The sequence below is a fragment of the Pseudomonas sp. GOM6 genome (assembly GCF_029537485.1).
Taxonomy (GTDB): Bacteria; Pseudomonadota; Gammaproteobacteria; order Pseudomonadales; family Pseudomonadaceae; genus Aquipseudomonas.
Genome location: NZ_JARPUS010000004.1, coordinates 1 through 18,377 on the forward strand (window position 1 = coordinate 1; position 18,377 = coordinate 18,377).

Consider the following 18,377-nt stretch of genomic DNA (forward strand, 5'->3'; position numbering starts at 1 on the left):
CAGGACGGAGAAGAGATTTCATACATGGCAGAGGCGCAAATGAAGACGGTCTCGCATCGGTGCTTCGGAGGTTCACCAGTTATCTGTCGATCACTGGTGAACCGAGAGTGGAATCGACTGTTTGAGTAGCTATGTTTTTTTGATTTCGAGCCAGCAGTATCGCAACGTTTGCGGGGGGGGGGGGATGACTTGGCGCAGTTTCATGAACTGCGCCAGTTCTGGCTGCGTATGTGGCGCAGTTCTCGTCGGACTGCGCCATGGCTAGGCGAAGAACGGACCCTAAACCTCAAATGAAGGCGTTACAGACATTGGTGCGTCCGGTCAAGATGAACCAGTGTCCAGCCTTGGATCGACCACTTCCGGCCCAGGCTGGGTAAAAACGTTGGCATCGACCTTGCTGTGATTTGATGGATTCAAATCAGCTGGAGGATGCCAATGAAGCGTTTTATCCAGGGAGAGCATCGAGGCCAAAGCGCACTGCTTCCCGAGAGCCTGACTATGTGGCGGACACCAACCCGGTACGGGTGGTCGATGTTTTCGTCGATGAACTCGACCTTGGCCAGCTGCCCCATCATGCTGTTCGCCCCCGCGCTCGCTGACAGAGCAATTTTGCCAACGGCATGGGGAGGTCGCTACTTTTTCAACAGAATTGGCCAATAGCGGACGATTGGCTGGCAGGTATGCATCGCTATGTCCCCAGGCCTTGGGGAAATAGCTCGGGGTTTGAGAAAGCCTGCTTAAGATGGTCGTACACCAATCGCACCCGCTTCGATACAGGGCCCTGCTGCGGGCGGTATATGAACAGATCCCATGGCGCTGGAGCGAGATCAGCCAAAACAGAAACCAGCTTGCCTGACCGCAGATGGGGCTCAGCCAGATAGGCAGGAATTTGGCCAAAGCACATGCCTGCCAGGGTGGCTTCCAATTCCGTGTCAGGATCATCACAGATAAGAGCTGGCTGCCTGGGCGTAAATGTTTTCCCGTCGGCAAATAGCCAAGGCCAAGGGCGACCATTTTTCTGGTCGATCAGGACTGAAAGTGGCAGCTGAGCCAAGGCATCCAGAGATCTAGGTATTGTCTTTTGCTCTATTAGCGCCGGGCTTGCGACAACATAAAACGGCACGGGAGCTAAGGCCCGTGCGACGTAGCGCCGGTCGCGAATAACACCCACCCTGATGCCAATATCGATATGTGCCTCAACGGCATCGGTCATCTGATCTTCCAGGCGGAGATCGAATTGCAGGTCTGGATGTGCTGCGGCCAAGGGCTGAAGAAACGGTATTAAGAAGCGCCTGCCAATAGCATGTGGAGCCGTGATTCCCACCCTCCCTGACAGCTCAGGTTCCATCCTGTGCGACCGGAATAGCGTGTCGAAATGCTCCAGAGCTGATCTGGCATCTTTGGCGTAATCCTGACCGAAAGCAGTGATGCTCACCTGGCGGGTATTACGGTGAAACAGCGATTCGCCAAGCTCCGTTTCCAGGGCTTGAATGGCTCGGGTAACCCCTTGCGGGGAGATACCTAATCGGGTTGCCGCTTCGCGGAAGCTACCTGCCTCTGCTGCTGTGCAAAAAATCCTGACCATCTCCATGCGGTTAAGCATGTTGCCCCCCCATTTATTCCATATTCAGGAATAGCTTAATCCAATCATTTCCATTTATTGAGATTAATCATGGGGCTAAGGTTTGCGCACTGCCAGGTTAACCAGCCATGGCGAAGTACAAACCCGCCGATGAGGTTCTCAACATGAGCAATAACATTTCTGGAAAAGTTGTCGTTATCACCGGCGCCAGCAGTGGCTTGGGTGAAGCGACTGCACGCCACCTTGCTGCGCTTGGCGCGCGCGTAGTGCTGGCCGCACGCCGCAAAGATAAACTCGACGCATTGGTGACTGAGCTGACCAATGCAGGTGGTCAGGCAATCGCGTATCAGACCGATGTCACCTCTCAGGAAGAGGTCAAAACGCTCATTCAAGGTGCCGTGGACACCTACGGGCGCATTGATGTACTGGTCAACAATGCCGGGCTGATGGCGATTGCACCGCTCAGTGATGCTCGGACTGACGAGTGGGATCGCATGATCGACATCAACATCAAGGGGCTGCTGTACGGAGTCGCGGCTGCATTGCCGGTCTTCCAGAAACAAAACAGTGGCCACTTCATCAACATCGCATCGGTTGCAGGCCTGAAGGTATTCAGCCCTGGCGGCACAGTGTACAGCGGCACCAAGTTTGCTGTGCGGGCCATCTCCGAAGGACTGCGTCACGAAGTCGGTGGCAGCATTCGCACCACGACTATCGAACCAGGTGCCGTGGACTCCGAGTTGAAATTCGGCAGCTCCCACCAACAGAGCCGCGATTTCGTGGTGGACTTCTACAAGCATGCAATTCCCGCTCAATCCGTCGCTCGGGCTATCGCCTTCGCAATTGAGCAGCCTGCTGAAGTGGATATTAACGAGATTGTTCTGCGCCCAACCGTGCAGGAATTCTAATGAGTTTAGGGCCTGCCGCTTCGGCGTCAGGCCCCGCTTGTATGGAGTCAAAAGCTGTGAGCAACGTAACTGAATCGCTTTCGAGTGGGGGACTGATGAAGGCCTTGCGCCTAGACAGCTATGACGCGAGCACCCTGCGTGAAGTCGAAGTCGCAAAGCCTTCGCCACAACAGGGGCAGGTACTGGTAAAGATTAAAGCCAGCGGCGTTAACCCAATCGACTACAAAATTCGCCTGGGGCAGGCCCCTTACGCGATGCCTGAGTTACCAGCGATCATTGGCACTGATTTGGCTGGCGTCGTTGAGGCAGTGGGCGAAGGCGTTACTCAATTCCAAGTTGGGGATGAGGTGTATGGTCTAACTGGCGGTGTGCGTGGATTGCAGGGATCTCTAGCCCAGTACGCGGCAGTCGATGCAAATTTGTTAGCCATCAAGCCCAGAAATCTAAGCATGCGCGAAGCGGCAGCTTTGCCGCTGGTGACGCTGACTGCATGGGAAGGCCTAGTAGATAAAGCAGCTGTGAAAGCGGGTGACCGCGTGTTGGTTCATGGTGGCGCTGGCGGAGTCGGGCATGTGGCCGTACAACTCGCCAAAGCGTTTGGTGCGGATGTTTATGCAACCGTGTCCCCGGCAAAGCAATCAATCATCGAGTCCTACGGGGCAACGTCCATCGATTATCAAAGCGTTGGCGTCAATGAGTATGTGGCCCAGCACACTAACGGGGATGGCTTCGACATTATTTATGACACCGTTGGTGGCGAGTCCTTGGATCTGTCGTTCCAGGCTATTCGTCCATATGGGCACGTCGTCAGTTGCGCTGCTTTTTCCTCCCATAACCTAGCTCCGGGCTCCCTGCGCTGCATGACCCTATCCGGGGTATTTGTCCTATTGCCAATGCTTTCTGGCAAAGGGCGTTCTCACCATGGCGAAATCCTACGCAAGGCTGCCCAATTGGCAGAGGCGGGCCAGTTGAAGCCGCTGGTAGATGAGTTCCGCTTTACTTTAAGCCAAGCTCAGACTGCACATGAGATGCTTGAGCGCGGAGATGTACGAGGTAAGGCCGTCATTGATATCGACTAAGGGCCTTCGTGCCTGTAAGGCAGATCGTGCCATGCAGGGATAAGAGGAACTTGCTTCTCCTGATCCACCTCGGTGAAGCCGTTTTTTTCACAGCCCTAACACCCGCATTGCCGAGACATCTGGTAATGCGCGAGGCTTTCAGGGATCAGGCGGCGCTGGATGCGCATTTTTCGATGCCTTACTTTCAGCGCTTTGCCGCCACGGCAGATGATCTGCTGCAAGAGCCGTTGCAACTGATATTCCTTGAACAGGTATCGGCCTGATCATTCAGCCTGTTGAGCCGCACCACCTCGGCCGGGCTTGGACGCGGCCGGCGGATCAATTTGCTCCAGGACGCGCCTTTACTCCGAATTGCGCAACGATGTGAGTGCCCAGTTCCTCAATGACGTCCGCCGCAGGGCGCTTTCCGTACTTGAGATTGAGGATAACGTGGTCCACCCCGATTTCCTCAAGCGACTCCAGCAAAGCCCGGAGGTGGTCGCGTCCGAGCCTGAACCCCAAATGAATGGGAGTGGGTGGCGTGGACGGGTTCTCACTGAGGTCGATGTAAAGCGACTGAGTGAAGGGCTTATAGACGGAACCACATTGCTTCATGACCTCGATCCGCCAATCTTCCACGATCAGTCGCTGTATTTTCGGCGCGCGTGGATAGTTGATCCATCCGGCGCTTTCGCGCGCGATCCAATCCAGTGACTGGCGGCTATGACCGGTCACGAGCATCGGAATCACTTGGGTTGTGGGTTTGGGAATGAGGTCTGCGCCGCGCAGCTCACCACCGCTCCAGCGGATGGGTTCGAAGCTGGTGCTGTAGGCTCGGCGAATCACCTCGTAGTGCTCTCGAAAGACTTCTCCGCGTCTTTCGGGATCGACGTCAAAGGCTGAAAACTCCACTGGGCGATCGCCGGAGGCTACGCCCAGAATCAAGCGACCTGCGCTCAACTGATCGACGCTGGCTGACGCCTTGGCCGTGTGCAGAGGATGGTGTAAAGGGATGGCAATGGATGCGCTGCCAAGCGCTATCTCTGACGTATGAGCCGCCATATAGCCCATGTATACCCAGGGATCGAAGGCTTGGCCAACATCGCCGAAATTAGGGTCCCGAAGAGGCACGTCGCGAAACCAGAGCGCGGAGAAGCCCAGGTCCTCTGCTCGTTTGGCCAATGCGACCTGGTTGAGCATGCTCGGAATGTCCCCACCGAAGGCCTCCAAAGGGAAGAACAATCCCAGGCTCAAATGACCCGGAGTGAAGGTTCGGCTGAACCCTCGATGCTGCTGATGAGGAATCGTGCTCGGCAGATACATTCTAATCTTCCTCAATGGGAGAACCGCGCAATAGAAGTGCAACGGGCTGCTGCGAACCATTGCGAACTCGATCGTAAAGCCTGCCCGATTGTAGACCTGCAAGCAGGTTTCTCAGCCATGCTGGTCGCCGGAAACGGGCATCAAACTCGTCTGCGATGGGATGTAGGTTCAATTCCCAAACCCTGAATCGAACCCGTGTCCGCACGGTAGTTCAAACGGTAGGCTCGGCGGCCGCGTCATTGTCGACGGCGGGGTCGGTGAGCCGCCGAATCGTCAGTGCACAGCGTTGCTCAATCAAGGTATTGATTTGCTCAACCACGACATTGCCAGCAAAACTTTGTTCGGGGTCAAACTGGAGCTTGCGCGCCGTGGCGGGCAGTAGTTTTGTCAGGTCCAAATGCGTCGTTTGGCCTGCGTCAGTTTCCCGGCGGTCTCCAGCCGTACATACACCAAACGCCTCTGGTCATCCACCGCGTCGCAACTCCCTGACACCCCGGCCCAGCTTGCGGCGCAACAGGGCCCGCAGGCTCACCCCATCCGAGTACCCGACCTGTGCGGCGACTTGGTCGACGCTCGCGTTTCCGGTGCGCAAGAGATGGACGGCATGCTCCACGCGCAGGTCCTGGAAATACGACAACGGTGTCTTGCCCAAAACGCTTTGCAGCCGCCGCGCCAAGGTGCGCTCGCTTGTGCCCGCGGCGCTGGCCGCCTCGGCCAGCGAGAACCCCTTCGCGAGCTGACTTCTGGCCCAGCACTCGAAGCGCTCCACCATCGGGTCGGCATGCGCAAGGTGGTCGGGAATAACGAACTCGGCTTGCGAACTGCGTGCCTCGACCAGCAGATAGCGTGCCACCAGGGCCGCCAGCGCCGGACTGCGCTCCCGGATGATGCGCAAGGCCAGGTCGACGTGGGCCAAAGCGGCACCAGCGGTGGTGAAGCGTGTCGAGTTCACGATCATGCGTGACTCGTCCAGCTTGATGTTCGGATAGCGCTGCCGAAACATCGGCCCCAGCCACCATGACGTCGTCGCACGATGCCCATCAAGCAGGCCGCTCTCTGCAATCAAGAAGCTACCGGAGCAAGCGGCACCTAGGTGCGCGCCAGCGGTGGACCACTGCTGTAGCGCCGCGACCGCGTCGGGCACATCGGGGCGTGTGAGCCGAGCCGAGAGCGTGTCAGGCATCTTGTCGCCAAACGCGGGCACGAGCACGACGTCTGGTTCCGGCGCACTACGCGCAGGGACCACGGGGACCGTCAAGCCTTGCGCAGTTCGGATGCGACGCCGCACGCCCACCAGCGTGAGCTCTATGTGCGCGGGAGCCTGTGGCAGCGAGCCCGCCATCGCATTGGCCAAGCCCACTGTGTCGGTGAGCGCCGCAAGCCCCAGATCAAACACGCCATCACAAACAAGGATGTGGAGTTTCATGGCAACAATGATATCAATGTTGTCATTATTGTCTATAGAGATGGCTGTCATGACGACTTAGACTGCAGGCTCGTTGATCCATTCACCTAACCCAGTTACCCAAAGGATTACAGTATGACCAAGCTCGCCCTGTTTGTTCGCCTCGAAGCCAAACCCGGCCAGGAGGCTGCGCTTGCCGACTTCCTGGCCAGCGCACTGCCGCTCGCCAACGCCGAGTCCGGCACCACTGCCTGGTTCGCATTGAAGTTTGGCCCTTCGACGTTCGGTGTGTTCGATGCCTTTGCCGATGAGGCAGGTCGCCAAGCACATCTGAACGGCCAGATCGCCGCGGCCTTGATGGCCAACGCCGCGACCTTGCTCAGTTCTCCGCCCAATATCGAGAAGGTCGAACTGCTTGCAGCCAAACTGCCTGCATGACAACCCGGCCTTGACCCAATCAGATCACGCTGCAGGATGGGGGCACAGGATATTCGCTGACCGGTGCCCCGTTCTGCTGGGTGGTCGATCCTAACGATGGGACTGCTGACTTTTTGAAGGGCTTCAAGGGCTCTGCCATTTCGGTAGGACTACTTGAAAATGCTCAGCCTGTTCTCGGTGTGGTGTATGCGCCTGTGCTAGTAGGGTGCCCAGCTGACTGCATCGCCTGGGCTAAAGGCATGCCATCGGTGCTGCGTAATGGCGAACCGGTTGACGGGCATCTGTCAAAACTGGAGTGGAGTTCAGACAGTCAAGTAATGGTCAGTACTGCTGCCAGGATGAAGCCAGAGCTAAATTCTGAATTGTGTGCTCCGGGTAGATTTGTCGCGATGCCAAGCATTGCCTACCGGTTAGCTCGTGTAGCTGCAGGTGATGGGGTTGCTGGTGTGTCACTTGTCCAGGTTTCCGCACATGATGTGGTAGCAGGACACGCATTGCTAAAAGGTGCTGGAGGCGTACTTCTCAATCAGGACGGAGAAGAGATTTCATACGTGGCAGAGGCACAAATGAAGACTGTCTCGCATCGGTGCTTCGGAGGTTCACCAGTTATCTGTCGATCACTGGTGAGCCGAGAGTGGAGTCGACTGTTTGAGTAGCTGTTGTTTTTTGAGTTCGAGCCAGCAGCATCGCAGCGTTCGCGAGCGTTGATGACTTGGCGCAGTTTAATGAACTGCGCCATTTGGGGCTGCGTATGTGGCGCAGTTCCCGCCGATCCTCGCCACTGCTAGGTTGGGAGCAGGCCCCAGGCCTTGTGTGACGGTGTTATAGACATTGGTGTGTCCATGACCAATGAACCCAAAGCCCGCCCCCAGCTTGCCCCGGCGCAACGTAGGCAAGCTTCGCGCCCGCATGCGATAAACAGCCTGTTGCTGCTTTTCCAGCTGCTCCCTTTTCCTGTCCAGATCAATGTCATGCTTGTTCTTGGCCGTGCTGCCAACTTCCAATGTCGCCCAGGGCAATTCTTGAGGTGCATTCAAGATGGGTAGATTCAAGTCTTAAATGCCATCCGACGTCCCCCCGACGTCTGGAGCTGCGTCATGGAAAAGCTGAGACATAACCCTGAAAGCCTGACGTGCCAAAGTGAACGCTCCGAAAGAGCTGGCCTCAGCGTAACGTCGACGCCTGGCCAGCTCGGTAAGTTCTTGTCTGTTGGTCAGAATCTACCTTCAACTTGATTGAAAGCCGCATCTAGGACTCTCAGGATCTCGTCGGCCTGTTCTCTATTTAAGGTCAGCGCAGGGCTCAAGCACAAGGTGTTGTTAAAGTCGGCGAAGGAGCGATTGGTGCGGCCGATGATCAAGCCGCGGGCCATGCAGGCGCCGGCCACTTGCATGGCAACCTGCTCGCTCACCGGCTCGCGAGTTTCTCGGTTGGCCACCAGCTCCAGTCCCAGGAACAGGCCCTTGCCGCGCACATCGCCGATCAACGCGTGCTTGTCCTTCAGTGCCAGCAAACCGGCCATCAGGTACTCGCCCATGAGTGTGGCGTTTTCCAGCAAACCTTCTTCTTCGATGATGCGCAGATTCTCCAGCGCCGCTGCAGGTCCGGCAGTGCAACCGCCGAAGGTGCTGATGTCGCGGAAATAGGCAGAACGCTCGCCTGCCTCGCCACGGAAGGCCTCGAACACCGCCTCGGTGGTCACCGTGCAAGAGATCGCCGCGTAGGCCGAGGCCACACCCTTGGCCATGGTGACGATGTCGGGCTGGATGTCGTAGTGCTGATAGGCGAACCAGGCGCCGGTGCGGCCCAGGCCACATACCACTTCGTCGATGTGGATTAGGATGTCGTACTTGCGGCAGATAGCCTCGATGGCTTTGAAGTAGCCTTCCGGCGGGGTGATCACACCGCCGCCGGCGGTGATGGGTTCCAGCACCACGGCGCCGATGGTGTCCGGGCCTTCGCGCAGGATAACCTCTTCCATGGCCTTGGCGGCCAGCTCGCCATAGTTGTCGACGGCGCCGAACTGGCTGCGGTATTCGCAGCAGTGCGGAAACTCGACGAAGCCCGGGGTGAAGGGGCCGTACTGCATGCGGCGCTCCTCCTGGCCGGTGGAGCTGAGGCAGGTGATGGTGGTGCCGTGGTAGTCGCGCTCGCGGTAGAGAATCTTGGTCTTCTGGCCGCCGTATTTGCGGTGGGCGATCTGCCGCACCATCTTGTAGGCCTTCTCGTTGGCCTCGGAGCCGGAGTTGGAGAAGTACACCCGGCTCATGCCCGGCATCTTGGCGATCAGCGCCTCGGCGAAGCGCGCCGCCACAGGGGTGCCGGCGCTGCCGGCGTAGTAGTTGAGCTGGACCAGCTGATCGCGCACGGCATCGGCGATGCTCTGCCGGCCGTAACCGACGTTGACGCACCAGACGCCGCCGGAGGTGGCGTCCAGGTAGCGTTTGCCGGTCACGTCCCAGATATACAGGCCTTCGCCGCGCTCCATGACGAGCGGCGGGGTATTGTCGAAGGCCTGGTGCTGGGTCAGGTGGTGCCAGACATGGCGGCGGTCGAGTTCCTGCAGGCTGGCGACTTGGGTCAGGTCGTTCATGGGCGAAGGCTTCCGAATCAGGGGTGAAGTCACGATAGGGGCCGGCGCCGCCAACCCATAGGGCCAGTGGCGCTCAGTGATGGGGCCAGTTCGTTACTCGCGGTGGATGGCGAAGTTGTTCCAGGCCTGGCTGACCGGCATCAGCTCCAGGCTGTTGATATTCAGGTGCGCGGGCTGGTTGAGAATCCACCAGATGGTCTCGGCTATATCTGCTGGCTGAATGGCATTGGCACCCTGATAGATCGCGTCATAACGCTCCTGGTCGCCGCCGAAGCGCACCAGCGAGAACTCGCTTTCGCACAGGCCAGGCTCCAGGTTGGTGGCGCGCACGCCGGTGCCCAGCAGGTCGCAGCGCAGGTTCAGCGAGAACTGACGGACGAAGGCCTTGCTGGCGCCATACACATGGCTGCCGGGATAGGGCCAGTTGCCTGCGATGGAACCGAGGTTGACGATGCCCGCACCGGCGCCGTGGGCGATCAGTCGCGGCAGCAGCAGGCGGGTGCTGTAGATCAGACCTTTGATGTTGGTGTCGACCATGGTTTCCCACTGGTCAAGGTCGCAGTTCTGCGCGGCGTCGGTGCCCAGCGCCAGACCGGCGTTGTTGATCAGCCCGGTGATGCGGGAAAAGCGTTCCGGTAGGCCTTCGATGGCGGCTTCCATAGCAGCGCGGTCGCGCACGTCCAGGACCAGCGGCAGTACGTCGGTCTGGCTCGACAGCTCATTGGCCAACGCCAACAGGCGTTCTTCGCGGCGGCCGGTGATGATCAGCGACCAGCCGGCCCTGGCAAAGCGCCGGGCACAGGCTTCGCCGAATCCGGAAGTGGCGCCAGTGATAAAGACGGAGGGTTGCATGCGAGTTCTCCCGAATCAGAGGTTCAGCTTTGCCACCAGCCGAGCAGGCCCAGGCTGGCGAGGGTCAGGAGCAGCCACTGGGTGACCAGGGCGGCGGTGTGCGGGGCGATGTAGCGGAACAGGCGTTGGCCGAGGAGCAGTCCCAGTCCCAGCGCGGGTAGCAGCAGCAGGGCCTGGCTGGCAGTGTTCCAGCTGACACTGCCGTTCAAACTCAGGCCAGCCAGGGCGGCCAGGTCGACGACGCAGAAAAACAGGATCAAGGTCGCGCGCAGGGCTGCCGGGCTCAAACGCAGCTGGCTCAGGCAGGCCACCAGCAGGGGGCCGCCGATGGAAAAGGCCGCGATCAAGGCGCCGCTGACACCGCCGACCAGCCCCAGGCTGAGCGGCCCGCGACCGAGCGGCAGGCTGATCCGCGCCAAACCGACCAGTGCCAGCGCGCCGACCAGCAGGTAGACACTCAGCGTCAGCCAGTGCGGGTCACTGCCGCTCAACAGAATCAGGCCGCAGGGCACGCCGACCAGGGCCGCCAGCAACAAGCGCCAGAGCAGCGGCTGATCGGCATCGCGCCAGGCGCTGCTGATCAGCAACGCGCTGCTGGCGATTTCCAGGCAGAGGATCAGCGGCACCGCCTGTTGCAGCGGCATCAACAGAATCAGGCCGACCACCGATACTGCGGCGAAACCGAATCCGGTCAGCCCGCGCACAATGGCAGCGAAAAAGACGCACAGGCTGCTCAGTAGGGTGGGTTGTTCGATGATCACGGGCGGCTCCGTTCGACGATTGCCGCCACTCTAGTCCGCAGACGCGAAGCGCCTTAGGGCCAGGGGCCTGTCGTTATGGTGCCAGTTGCCGCATTTCCTCGCGCGCGGCACCTAGTGCGGCAATGCCGGGCTCGATCAGGGTTTCGTCGATGGCGCCGTAGCCCAGGCGGAAGAAGCGCTGCGGGCGTTCGGCATCGAGGAAATGAATATCCCCTGGTTCGATCAGCACGCCGCGCTTGGCGGCCAGGCGCTGCAGCTGCCAGGCCTCGAAACCGGGTGGGCCTTCGACCCAGAGTGCCGAGCCGCCGGCCATGCCGCTGGTCTGGCAATCCGGCAGGTGTTCTTGCAGGGCGCGGCTGATGCAATACCACTTGCGCGACAGGCTGTCGCGCAGGCGGCGCAGGTGCGCGTCGTAATGACCCATGGCGAGGAACAGGGCGAGGATGCGCTGGTTGTTGGCCGGTGGGTGGCGGTACTGATAGCGGCGCAGGGCGCGCAGTTCGTAGATCAACTCGGGTGCGGCGACGATGAAACCGAGGCGGATGCCAGGTAGCAGGCCCTTGGTCAGGCTGCCCAGGTAGATGACCCGACCGCTGTCGTCGAAGCTCTTCAGCGCCGGATGGTTGCCACCCAGGTGATTGTGCTCGCTGTCGTAGTCGTCCTCGATGACCAGGAAGTCGTCAGTTCGGGCTCGTTCAAGCAAGGCCATGCGCCGGTACACCGGCATGGTCACGCCGGTCGGCGACTGGTGGCTGGGGGTGCAGAAGATCATTTCGCAGCCATGCAGCTGGTTGTCCACCACCAGGCCCTGGCGGTCGATGCGCAGCGGGCGCAGATCGCAGCCGGCCAATTGGAAGATGTTGCGCGCATCGACATAGCCGGGGTTTTCCAGGCCGAGCGCCAGGCCCGTACGGCCAAGCAGGCAGCCGAGCATGTACAGCGAGCTCTGCGTGCCCACGGTGATAAGGATTTCCTCGGCGCTGGCCTTGATCCCCCGGCGTGGCAACACGCGCTGGACGATCTGCTCAACCAGCAGTGGATCGTCGACCATCACCTGATCATCGACCCAACTGCGCATGTGCGCGCCGGTGGCGGCGATGCGCGCGCAGTCGCGCCAGCGCGCGGTGGTCTGCTCGTCATGCTCGACCTGACCATAGATGAAGGGGTAGCGGTATTCGCGCCAGTTGCGCGGTTTGACGATGGCTTTCAACTGCGAGGGCTGCTGTTGCAGGCGTGCATCCCAGTCGGGAGCGTGGTCCGGGCGCTCGAATAGATGCTGCGGGCGTGAGGGCGCGCTGACGTTGAGTTGCTGGCGCAGGAATTTCTCGTTGATGAAATAGCCGCGTCGGTCGGACGGGATCAGAAAGCTGTCCTGGACCAGCTTGTCGTAGACCAGTACCACGGTATTGCGCGAGACCTTGAGCAGTTTGCTCAGCTCGCGCGAGGACGGCAGCGCCTCGCCAGGCGGCAGGGCGCCGTCAAGGATGGCTTGCAGCAGGTTTTCGCGCAGCTGCTCCTGCAGGCTGCGGCCCGACTCGAACGGGCGGAAATAACGTTCCAACATGGGGCGTGCTCCGCTCGGGTTGCACTGGAGAGGGGCGCTCAAGGGCGTGGAGGGCCGATGGCGCCTGGGCTGCAGGGTTGTCTGGCCCCACGGTTTTCGCTGTCTGGATCTAAAGCAAGGTCCAGGCCGGCACTAAGATCGCATGGCACTTGCAGATTCCTGTCCCTCTCTGGAGAACACGTCATGCTGAAGAACTCGCGCCGTCTGCTGTTGGCCCCTGTCGTAGCCCTGTCCCTGGGACTGGCCGGCACCGTACAGGCCGAAACCGTGACCATCGGCATACAGAGCATGTATGCGCCTTGGAAGAACGCGATTGCTGAAAAGGAATTCGAGAAAGCCACCGGCTGGGATATTCAGTGGCGCAACTTCGACAGTGGCGGTGACGTGATGATGGCCATGGCCTCCGGCGATGTGCAGATCGGCGTGGCCGGCAGCAGCCCGATCGCCTCCGCCGTCAGCCGCGGCATCCCGATCGAAGTGTTCTGGGTGCTCGACAATATCGCCAACGCCGAGGCGCTGGTGGTGCGTAATGGCAGCGGCATCAACGCGCCGCAGGACCTGGCCGGAAAGACCCTGGCCGTGCCCTTCGTCTCCACCACGCACTTCCACACCCTGTTCGCCCTGGAGCAGTTCGGCCTGACCGGCAAGGTCAAGGTGATCAACCTGCAGCCGTCAGACATTCCCGCTGCCTGGGAGCGTGGCGACATCGACGCCGCCTTCATCTGGGACCCGGCGCTGGGCAAGCTCAAGCAGAGCGGCAAGGTGCTGATCAGCTCCGGCACCCTGAGCAGCTGGGGCAAGGCCACCTTCGAGGCTCTGGTGGCCGACAAGGATTTCGCTGCCAAGCACGTCGATGGCATGACCGCCTTCACCAAGGTTCTTCAGAGCAGCACCTCTGACTATGTGAAGGCGCCGGAGTCCTGGGATGCCACTTCGCCCAAGGTCGCCAATGTCGCGCGTCTGTCCGGCGGCAAGGCCGAGGAAGTGCCGGAAGTGCTGGCCCTGTACCAGTTCCCCCTGGCGGGCGAGCAGGCCAGCAATCTCTGGCTGGGTGGTGGCAAGGACGGCGGTGCGGCTAAGGCCCTGGCCGCGACTGCTGAGTTCCTTAAGGAGCAGAAGAAGGTGCCGGCGGTTCTGCCGGACTACAGCACTGCCATCAATGCCAGCTTCGTCGACGCGGCGAAGTGATCGAACGGGCCGTCCTGCACGCAGCGACGGCCCGCGTTTTCAAGGGGAACTGTTATGAGCCACAGCCTGAAAATCCATGATGTGTCGGTGGTCTACCCGAGCCAGCAGGGCGGGCAGCCCGTCACCGCGCTGTCCGGGGTCAACCTGAATATCGAGCCCGGCGACTTTGTCATGGCCCTTGGCGCCTCGGGATGCGGCAAGACCACCTTGCTCAACCTGATGGCCGGGTTCATTCGTCCCAGCAGCGGTGTGCTGACCCTGGGCGACTACCAGGGCCGCGTGCCGCAGCAGATCGAGCTGCAGTCGCAACTGCGCGACCAGATCACCGGCCCTGGCGCCGAGCGCGGCGTGGTGTTCCAGAAGCATGCCCTGATGCCCTGGCTGAACGTGCTCGACAACGTTGCCCTAGGCCTCAAGCTGCGTGGCGTGGACAAGCGCGAGCGCGAGGAGCGGGCCATGCATTTCCTGCGGCTGACCGGGCTTGAAGAGTTCCGCAACCATGCGATCTACCAGCTTTCCGGTGGCATGCAGCAACGCGTCGGTATCGCCCGTGCGCTGACCAACGATCCGCACATGCTGTTGCTCGACGAGCCGCTGGGCGCGCTCGATGCGCTGACCCGCGAGCGCCTGCAGGAGCTGCTGCTGGATATCTGGCAGAGCACCGGCAAGATGATGTTCTTCATCACCCACGATGTGGAAGAGGCACTGTTCATGGGTTCCCGGCTGATCATCATGTCGCCGCGCCCGGGGCGTATCACCCACGAATTCCAACTGGATTTCGGCCGGCGTTTCCTCGAGTGCCGCGATGCACGCAAGGTCAAGTCGATGCCGGACTTCATCGCCCTGCGCGAGCAGGTGCTGAGCATCATCCACGGGGATGAGGAGGCGGCATGAGCATGTTCGATCAATATCAGCACAAGGCCGTACAGCGCACGTTGCAGTCACTTCGTCGAGGCCAGTCGGCCAAGCCGGGCGAGCAGTACGGTGCGCCGGGTAACGGTTCGAGCCTGCTGCTCAGTTGCATCACCGTGGCGGCCTTCCTCGCCCTGTGGTTCGCCGCCACCAACCTGGGCTGGGTCAAGCCGCTGTTCCTGCCGTCGCCGCAGGCGGTCTGGGAGCAACTGGTCGCGGTGTCGCAGGACGGCTTCGCCGATGCCTCGCTGCTCACCCATATCGGCTGGAGCGCCCTGCGCGTGTTCAGTGCCTTCGCCCTGGCCGTGCTCACGGCCATTCCGCTGGGCATCATGATGGGCGTCAATCGCGTCGCCCGTGGCATCTTCGATCCGCTGGTGGAGTTCTACCGCCCGCTACCGCCGCTGGCCTACCTGCCGCTGGTGGTGATCTGGATGGGGATCGGCGAAGGCTCCAAGGTGCTGCTGATCTACCTGGCGATGTTTGCCCCGTTGGCGCTCAGCGCCCGCGCCGGGGTGCGCTCGGTGGCCATCGAGCAGATCCATGCCGCCTATTCGATGGGCGCCAGCCGTGGTCAGGTGCTGCGCCACGTGATCATGCCGGCGGCACTGCCGGAAATGCTCACCGGCATGCGTATCGCCATCGGCTTCGGCTGGACCACCCTGGTGGCAGCGGAGATGGTTGCAGCCACCGCCGGCCTGGGTTTCATGGTGCTCAGTGCATCCAAGTTCATGGTCACCGAGGTGGTAATCATGGGCATTCTGGTGATCGGCCTGATGGCGCTGCTGTTCGACTTCGGCATGCGCTGGCTTGAGCAAAAGTTGGTGCCGTGGAAAGGTAAAGTTTAAGTTGCCGGTTAGGACGCCGATCAGTTGCGAGGCAAGCTTTTCAACGGAGTAGGCCGATAGATGCCATCGAGTGTCGGCCGGTTTCGTCTATTCAAGATGAACCGGCGTCCAACGTCAGCCAGCCACCGGGTAGTTGGCATCGCCCCATAAGGTGTCTGGGTTGTCCAGCATGATCTGGATGATCAATGGCACCAGTTTGCCGAGCAGGTTGCAGCAGTCTCGTAGTTGATCCCTGTTTACTCGGCCATTCCAGGTTCCTCCGCCGTGAATGAGCTGGTTCCGCAAGGTGTAGATGCGGTTGAACATCACACCGAGTACTGCAGGCGTGTTGCGGTTGGCCAGTGCCAAAGCTGCTGCTTTTTTTCCACTGGCGAAGCGCTCTTTCCACTGTTCTTCGCTGATTTTTCCGCTTTGATGATCCCAGAAACTTTGGAAGACATACTGGTTGTCCAGCAGCACCCGAATACTGCCAGGGAACTCCGACCAGACGAGCTGTTCGATGCTGTTGGTGCTATCGAGTGAGCACAGCTTTTCGAGAAAGGCTTTGAAGGTTTCCTGTTCAGATAGCCGCATCTGCTCGTCGATATCGGTGGCGTAGGCGGCGTTGAATGCGATCCACAGAAAAATGAATCGGCCATCAGTATCTTCGGCTTGCTCTGCGCGGTTCAGCCAGCAGAGAGTTCTGGAGGCTGAGTGCATGAAGGTGATTCTGTGACTGCGGGGTGAACAGCTTCTCGGGTGCTCTGGATGGCCCAATCTGAGTTTGCAAGGAATAACCATGGGCGCGATGTATGGCTTGCTCTCATCGTTGGTGTTGTCGGCCGGTGTACAGTCATGACTGGCAAAACGTCAGTAGTTTCAGGCCATAACCTGATGGGCTGGAGCTACCCCGGTACGTGGTGACAATATCGAATTCCAAGTTGTGCTCTAGTGCATCCACTATCTCGCAACAATCGCCAATCGTGGTGCTGGTGTTGCCCTCGATGATCAGAATTGCACTCTCGTCGGTAGCCAGTTTTGTCGCAGCCGCTTGCGTCAATAGCGTATCGATGGCGGTGCCAGGGTCTCTTCCCCAGCTTGATATCATGAGACCAAGGCTCTGCTGAGGTGGCTGCCAGGCGAAATAGCTGTCCCAGTTCAGGCTCAGAAGTCCACTTGCTTCCCAGGCGAGATAGAAGCTTGCCAAGAACTCAGTCAGTGTGGTTTCAGACTCCCAACGATAGGTGCGGACGCCTGGTCTCTTGGGGATGTCGCCAGATCCAAGTTGATGGACATGGACGATGCGCCCGGAGCCAGCCAGAAGCTCCGACTGTGGCAGTGGATTTGCGCTGGTACTGATCCAATGGACTTCATCAAAGAGTTGACGGGGAGGCGATCCCGGATCCAGTCCGTAAGCAGTAAAACGGTGATTTGCAGTGCTGTTCGACTGCTTGCGTATGGCTGTTGCCATCAGCGCCAGCAGTCTTTCAGCCTCAGCATACGTGGTAGCGACCAGTGCAATTTCATAGACCGTTGGAGTGGGCTCTAGATCTTGCTCTTCCGAAAGGAATATTTCCCGGATGGTTTGCTCTGGGATGCCGGCGAGACTCTTCCCCTGCTTGAGTAGGTTGTAGACGTGGTTTCGAAGCGCTCTGTCCACATGTGCCTTGTGCATTTCAGCGCGCTTGGACGGGAGCGTTGACGCACTTGTAGCCAGGATACTGGGCCTCAGCCGTGACGCGAGCCATCTCAGAGCTGACGGCCTGTACCGTGATCGTGAAGTTGGCGCGAGGCCCTGCGTTGGGTGTTACGCGCTGAAGCAAAGCGGAATAGGTTTTCATAGCAACGTCTCCGTAGTCAGTTGACGGGAGGCAGGGTGCTATGGATATGCGACATCCTGTGTCGTCGTTTTAACTTTTTCGTACAGGGCAGCCATTTTTTTCGCCGAGGCTGCCATTTGCTGTCTTAGCTCAATGGGCTCAAGCACCTCCACGTGTTCGCCTTGGCTCAGTAGCCACAAATCAAGGCCCTGGCTGAGGCAGAGGCTGCCTGTCATTAGCCACCAGCCATCGTTGGTAGGTTGTAGTTGTTGATCAGAAGTGAGCGCGTTCTCGTCCAAGCGCTCATAGAGCGTCTGTGAAATACGTAACTTGAGTTGAACCGGGTGCTCGGATTTTTGGCTGATCAGGCTTTGTCTGGCTTCGAACGAGTTGATGTCGAAGCCCTCGGGGGCCTTGAGATTGTCCACGGTGGTTTTGGCAGCTTGAAAGCGATGCAGGGGGAGTGCGGCGACTTTGCCTTTTGGTAATCCCTCGAAAATACATGAGAGGTAGATATTGGAGTCCTGATAGGACAGCCCTAGTGGCTTGAGATGAAGCTGGCGTGGCTCGCTGGCACCGCGTTTCAGGTAGAGAGCCATTATCGAATCATCATCCAGCAGGGCTTGTTGAATAACCTTCAGAACTTCTGGCTTTACTTGACCTGGCTCAAGGACCACGAAGCGGGTGTTGCTGATGACCTTGCCTGAGCAGTCTTGGCTAGGACGGTTTCCTTTCAACAGTGATGTTGCGTAATCCCGAAGGGGCGCCAGATTTGCTACCTGCGCCGCCATTCCGAATCTAGCAGCGTGCTCCATGATCATGACGAGGTTCATTGCATCTGTTGGCAGCATGCTCAGTCGCGATAGCGATTTCTCTGCCCACCACAGTTTTGCTTTGCCCTTGGGCCTACTGTGCACATGGGGGAATTTCTGTTCGAGTTCGCTGAGGTCACGTTGAATGGTGCGTTTACCAACCTGGATGCCCTGATTGGCTACTCGTTGGTGAATGGCGTTGCTATCGAGAGCGCTGTCCTTGCTCGGGAGAAGGCCAAGGATGAGCTCATGGCGGAGTAGCTGTTCCACACTTCCGTCCCTGCTTGTGTGCGACACAGACTGTCGCATGGCTGTTGAAAATGGTCAGGCACAA

18 protein-coding genes and 3 pseudogenes are annotated in these 18,377 nt (G+C 59.5%); 9 read left to right on the forward strand and 12 right to left on the reverse strand.

The features are described 5' to 3' along the window. Positions 1-435: 435 nt before the first annotated feature. Positions 436-566: pseudogene (locus P7A97_RS05925) on the forward strand (hypothetical protein); the annotation flags it as partial. A gap of 122 nt (positions 567-688) precedes the next feature. Here the strand turns inward: P7A97_RS05925 and P7A97_RS05930 are convergent. Further along, positions 689-1,603 (reverse strand): LysR family transcriptional regulator, encoded by a 915-nt coding sequence (locus P7A97_RS05930; protein ID WP_078452183.1) that lies wholly within the window; start codon positions 1,601-1,603, stop codon positions 689-691. Between the two features lie 143 nt (positions 1,604-1,746). Here P7A97_RS05930 and P7A97_RS05935 point away from each other — a divergent pair, with 143 nt between their 5' ends. The 3 genes and pseudogenes from P7A97_RS05935 to P7A97_RS05945 form a co-directional block, all read left to right on the forward strand. Further along, a complete protein-coding gene (locus tag P7A97_RS05935; protein ID WP_031634793.1) occupies positions 1,747-2,490 on the forward strand; it encodes an SDR family oxidoreductase in 744 nt (247 codons plus the stop codon). 95 nt (positions 2,491-2,585) lie between these two features. Beyond that, positions 2,586-3,569, forward strand: coding sequence for a zinc-dependent alcohol dehydrogenase family protein (locus tag P7A97_RS05940; protein WP_031634792.1), 984 nt, complete (start codon positions 2,586-2,588; stop codon positions 3,567-3,569). 125 nt (positions 3,570-3,694) lie between these two features. Next, positions 3,695-3,832: pseudogene (locus tag P7A97_RS05945) on the forward strand (antibiotic biosynthesis monooxygenase); the annotation flags it as partial. A gap of 55 nt (positions 3,833-3,887) precedes the next feature. Here P7A97_RS05945 and P7A97_RS05950 read toward each other — a convergent pair. From P7A97_RS05950 to P7A97_RS05960, 3 genes are all read right to left on the reverse strand, one after another. Next, positions 3,888-4,871, reverse strand: coding sequence for an LLM class oxidoreductase (locus P7A97_RS05950; RefSeq protein ID WP_031634789.1), 984 nt, complete (start codon positions 4,869-4,871; stop codon positions 3,888-3,890). Between the two features lie 211 nt (positions 4,872-5,082). Next, a complete protein-coding gene (locus tag P7A97_RS05955; protein WP_031634788.1) occupies positions 5,083-5,268 on the reverse strand; it encodes a hypothetical protein in 186 nt (61 codons plus the stop codon). A gap of 66 nt (positions 5,269-5,334) precedes the next feature. Then, a complete protein-coding gene (locus P7A97_RS05960) occupies positions 5,335-6,348 on the reverse strand; it encodes a helix-turn-helix domain-containing protein (RefSeq protein WP_277689022.1) in 1,014 nt (337 codons plus the stop codon). A gap of 63 nt (positions 6,349-6,411) precedes the next feature. Between P7A97_RS05960 and P7A97_RS05965 the strand changes: the two genes are divergently transcribed. Continuing rightward, positions 6,412-6,714: an antibiotic biosynthesis monooxygenase gene (locus P7A97_RS05965; protein WP_007182542.1), complete on the forward strand. Its 303-nt coding sequence runs from the start codon at positions 6,412-6,414 to the stop codon at positions 6,712-6,714. 44 nt (positions 6,715-6,758) lie between these two features. Then, a pseudogene (locus P7A97_RS05970) lies at positions 6,759-7,370 on the forward strand (inositol monophosphatase family protein); the annotation flags it as partial. A 66-nt stretch (positions 7,371-7,436) separates the two neighbouring features. Here the strand turns inward: P7A97_RS05970 and P7A97_RS05975 are convergent. The 5 genes from P7A97_RS05975 to P7A97_RS05995 form a co-directional block, all read right to left on the reverse strand. Beyond that, positions 7,437-7,766 (reverse strand): hypothetical protein, encoded by a 330-nt coding sequence (locus P7A97_RS05975; protein ID WP_277689023.1) that lies wholly within the window; start codon positions 7,764-7,766, stop codon positions 7,437-7,439. A gap of 161 nt (positions 7,767-7,927) precedes the next feature. After that, positions 7,928-9,307 (reverse strand): aminotransferase class III-fold pyridoxal phosphate-dependent enzyme, encoded by a 1,380-nt coding sequence (locus tag P7A97_RS05980; protein ID WP_277689024.1) that lies wholly within the window; start codon positions 9,305-9,307, stop codon positions 7,928-7,930. Between the two features lie 93 nt (positions 9,308-9,400). Continuing rightward, a complete protein-coding gene (locus tag P7A97_RS05985; RefSeq protein ID WP_277689025.1) occupies positions 9,401-10,159 on the reverse strand; it encodes an SDR family oxidoreductase in 759 nt (252 codons plus the stop codon). A gap of 23 nt (positions 10,160-10,182) precedes the next feature. Then, positions 10,183-10,920: a sulfite exporter TauE/SafE family protein gene (locus tag P7A97_RS05990; RefSeq protein WP_277689026.1), complete on the reverse strand. Its 738-nt coding sequence runs from the start codon at positions 10,918-10,920 to the stop codon at positions 10,183-10,185. Between the two features lie 73 nt (positions 10,921-10,993). Further along, on the reverse strand, positions 10,994-12,484 hold the full coding sequence (locus P7A97_RS05995; RefSeq protein WP_277689027.1) for a PLP-dependent aminotransferase family protein: 1,491 nt from the start codon (positions 12,482-12,484) through the stop codon (positions 10,994-10,996). Positions 12,485-12,667: 183 nt separating this feature from the next. On the opposite strand from P7A97_RS05995, the gene tauA reads away from it, so the two are divergent. From tauA to P7A97_RS06010, 3 genes are read left to right on the forward strand one after another with little or no spacing between them, the layout of a single operon-like run. After that, a complete protein-coding gene (gene tauA, locus P7A97_RS06000) occupies positions 12,668-13,672 on the forward strand; it encodes a taurine ABC transporter substrate-binding protein (RefSeq protein ID WP_277689028.1) in 1,005 nt (334 codons plus the stop codon). 54 nt (positions 13,673-13,726) lie between these two features. After that, entirely contained in the window at positions 13,727-14,566 is an 840-nt protein-coding gene (locus P7A97_RS06005; RefSeq protein WP_277689029.1) for a taurine ABC transporter ATP-binding protein, read from the forward strand. Next, complete coding sequence (locus P7A97_RS06010; RefSeq protein ID WP_277689030.1) at positions 14,563-15,432, forward strand: ABC transporter permease subunit; 870 nt, start codon at positions 14,563-14,565, stop codon at positions 15,430-15,432. Before P7A97_RS06005 ends, P7A97_RS06010 begins: the two co-directional genes overlap by 4 nt. A 114-nt stretch (positions 15,433-15,546) precedes the next feature. Here the strand turns inward: P7A97_RS06010 and P7A97_RS06015 are convergent, their stop codons facing one another. The 3 genes from P7A97_RS06015 to P7A97_RS06025 form a co-directional block, all read right to left on the reverse strand. Further along, a complete protein-coding gene (locus tag P7A97_RS06015; RefSeq protein ID WP_277689031.1) occupies positions 15,547-16,131 on the reverse strand; it encodes a HEPN domain-containing protein in 585 nt (194 codons plus the stop codon). Between the two features lie 133 nt (positions 16,132-16,264). Beyond that, positions 16,265-17,086 (reverse strand): hypothetical protein, encoded by an 822-nt coding sequence (locus P7A97_RS06020; RefSeq protein ID WP_277689032.1) that lies wholly within the window; start codon positions 17,084-17,086, stop codon positions 16,265-16,267. Positions 17,087-17,290: 204 nt separating this feature from the next. Continuing rightward, complete coding sequence (locus P7A97_RS06025; RefSeq protein WP_236582585.1) at positions 17,291-18,313, reverse strand: WYL domain-containing protein; 1,023 nt, start codon at positions 18,311-18,313, stop codon at positions 17,291-17,293. Between the last annotated feature and the right edge of the window lie 64 nt (positions 18,314-18,377).

Excerpts from the sequence above, each read along its gene's own strand:
- P7A97_RS05935 (WP_031634793.1), top strand. The coding sequence starts at position 1,747 with ATGAGCAATAACATTTCTGGAAAAGTTGTCGTTATCACCGGCGCCAGC.
- P7A97_RS05985 (WP_277689025.1), bottom strand. The coding sequence starts at position 10,159 with ATGCAACCCTCCGTCTTTATCACTGGCGCCACTTCCGGATTCGGCGAA.
- P7A97_RS05940 (WP_031634792.1), top strand. The coding sequence starts at position 2,586 with ATGAAGGCCTTGCGCCTAGACAGCTATGACGCGAGCACCCTGCGTGAA.
- tauA (WP_277689028.1), top strand. The coding sequence starts at position 12,668 with ATGCTGAAGAACTCGCGCCGTCTGCTGTTGGCCCCTGTCGTAGCCCTG.
- P7A97_RS05965 (WP_007182542.1), top strand. The coding sequence starts at position 6,412 with ATGACCAAGCTCGCCCTGTTTGTTCGCCTCGAAGCCAAACCCGGCCAG.
- P7A97_RS06020 (WP_277689032.1), bottom strand. The coding sequence starts at position 17,086 with ATGCACAAGGCACATGTGGACAGAGCGCTTCGAAACCACGTCTACAAC.
- P7A97_RS06010 (WP_277689030.1), top strand. The coding sequence starts at position 14,563 with ATGAGCATGTTCGATCAATATCAGCACAAGGCCGTACAGCGCACGTTG.
- P7A97_RS05950 (WP_031634789.1), bottom strand. The coding sequence starts at position 4,871 with ATGTATCTGCCGAGCACGATTCCTCATCAGCAGCATCGAGGGTTCAGC.
- P7A97_RS05930 (WP_078452183.1), bottom strand. The coding sequence starts at position 1,603 with ATGCTTAACCGCATGGAGATGGTCAGGATTTTTTGCACAGCAGCAGAG.
- P7A97_RS05960 (WP_277689022.1), bottom strand. The coding sequence starts at position 6,348 with ATGACAGCCATCTCTATAGACAATAATGACAACATTGATATCATTGTT.
- P7A97_RS05995 (WP_277689027.1), bottom strand. The coding sequence starts at position 12,484 with ATGTTGGAACGTTATTTCCGCCCGTTCGAGTCGGGCCGCAGCCTGCAG.
- P7A97_RS06005 (WP_277689029.1), top strand. The coding sequence starts at position 13,727 with ATGAGCCACAGCCTGAAAATCCATGATGTGTCGGTGGTCTACCCGAGC.
- P7A97_RS06015 (WP_277689031.1), bottom strand. The coding sequence starts at position 16,131 with ATGCACTCAGCCTCCAGAACTCTCTGCTGGCTGAACCGCGCAGAGCAA.
- P7A97_RS05980 (WP_277689024.1), bottom strand. The coding sequence starts at position 9,307 with ATGAACGACCTGACCCAAGTCGCCAGCCTGCAGGAACTCGACCGCCGC.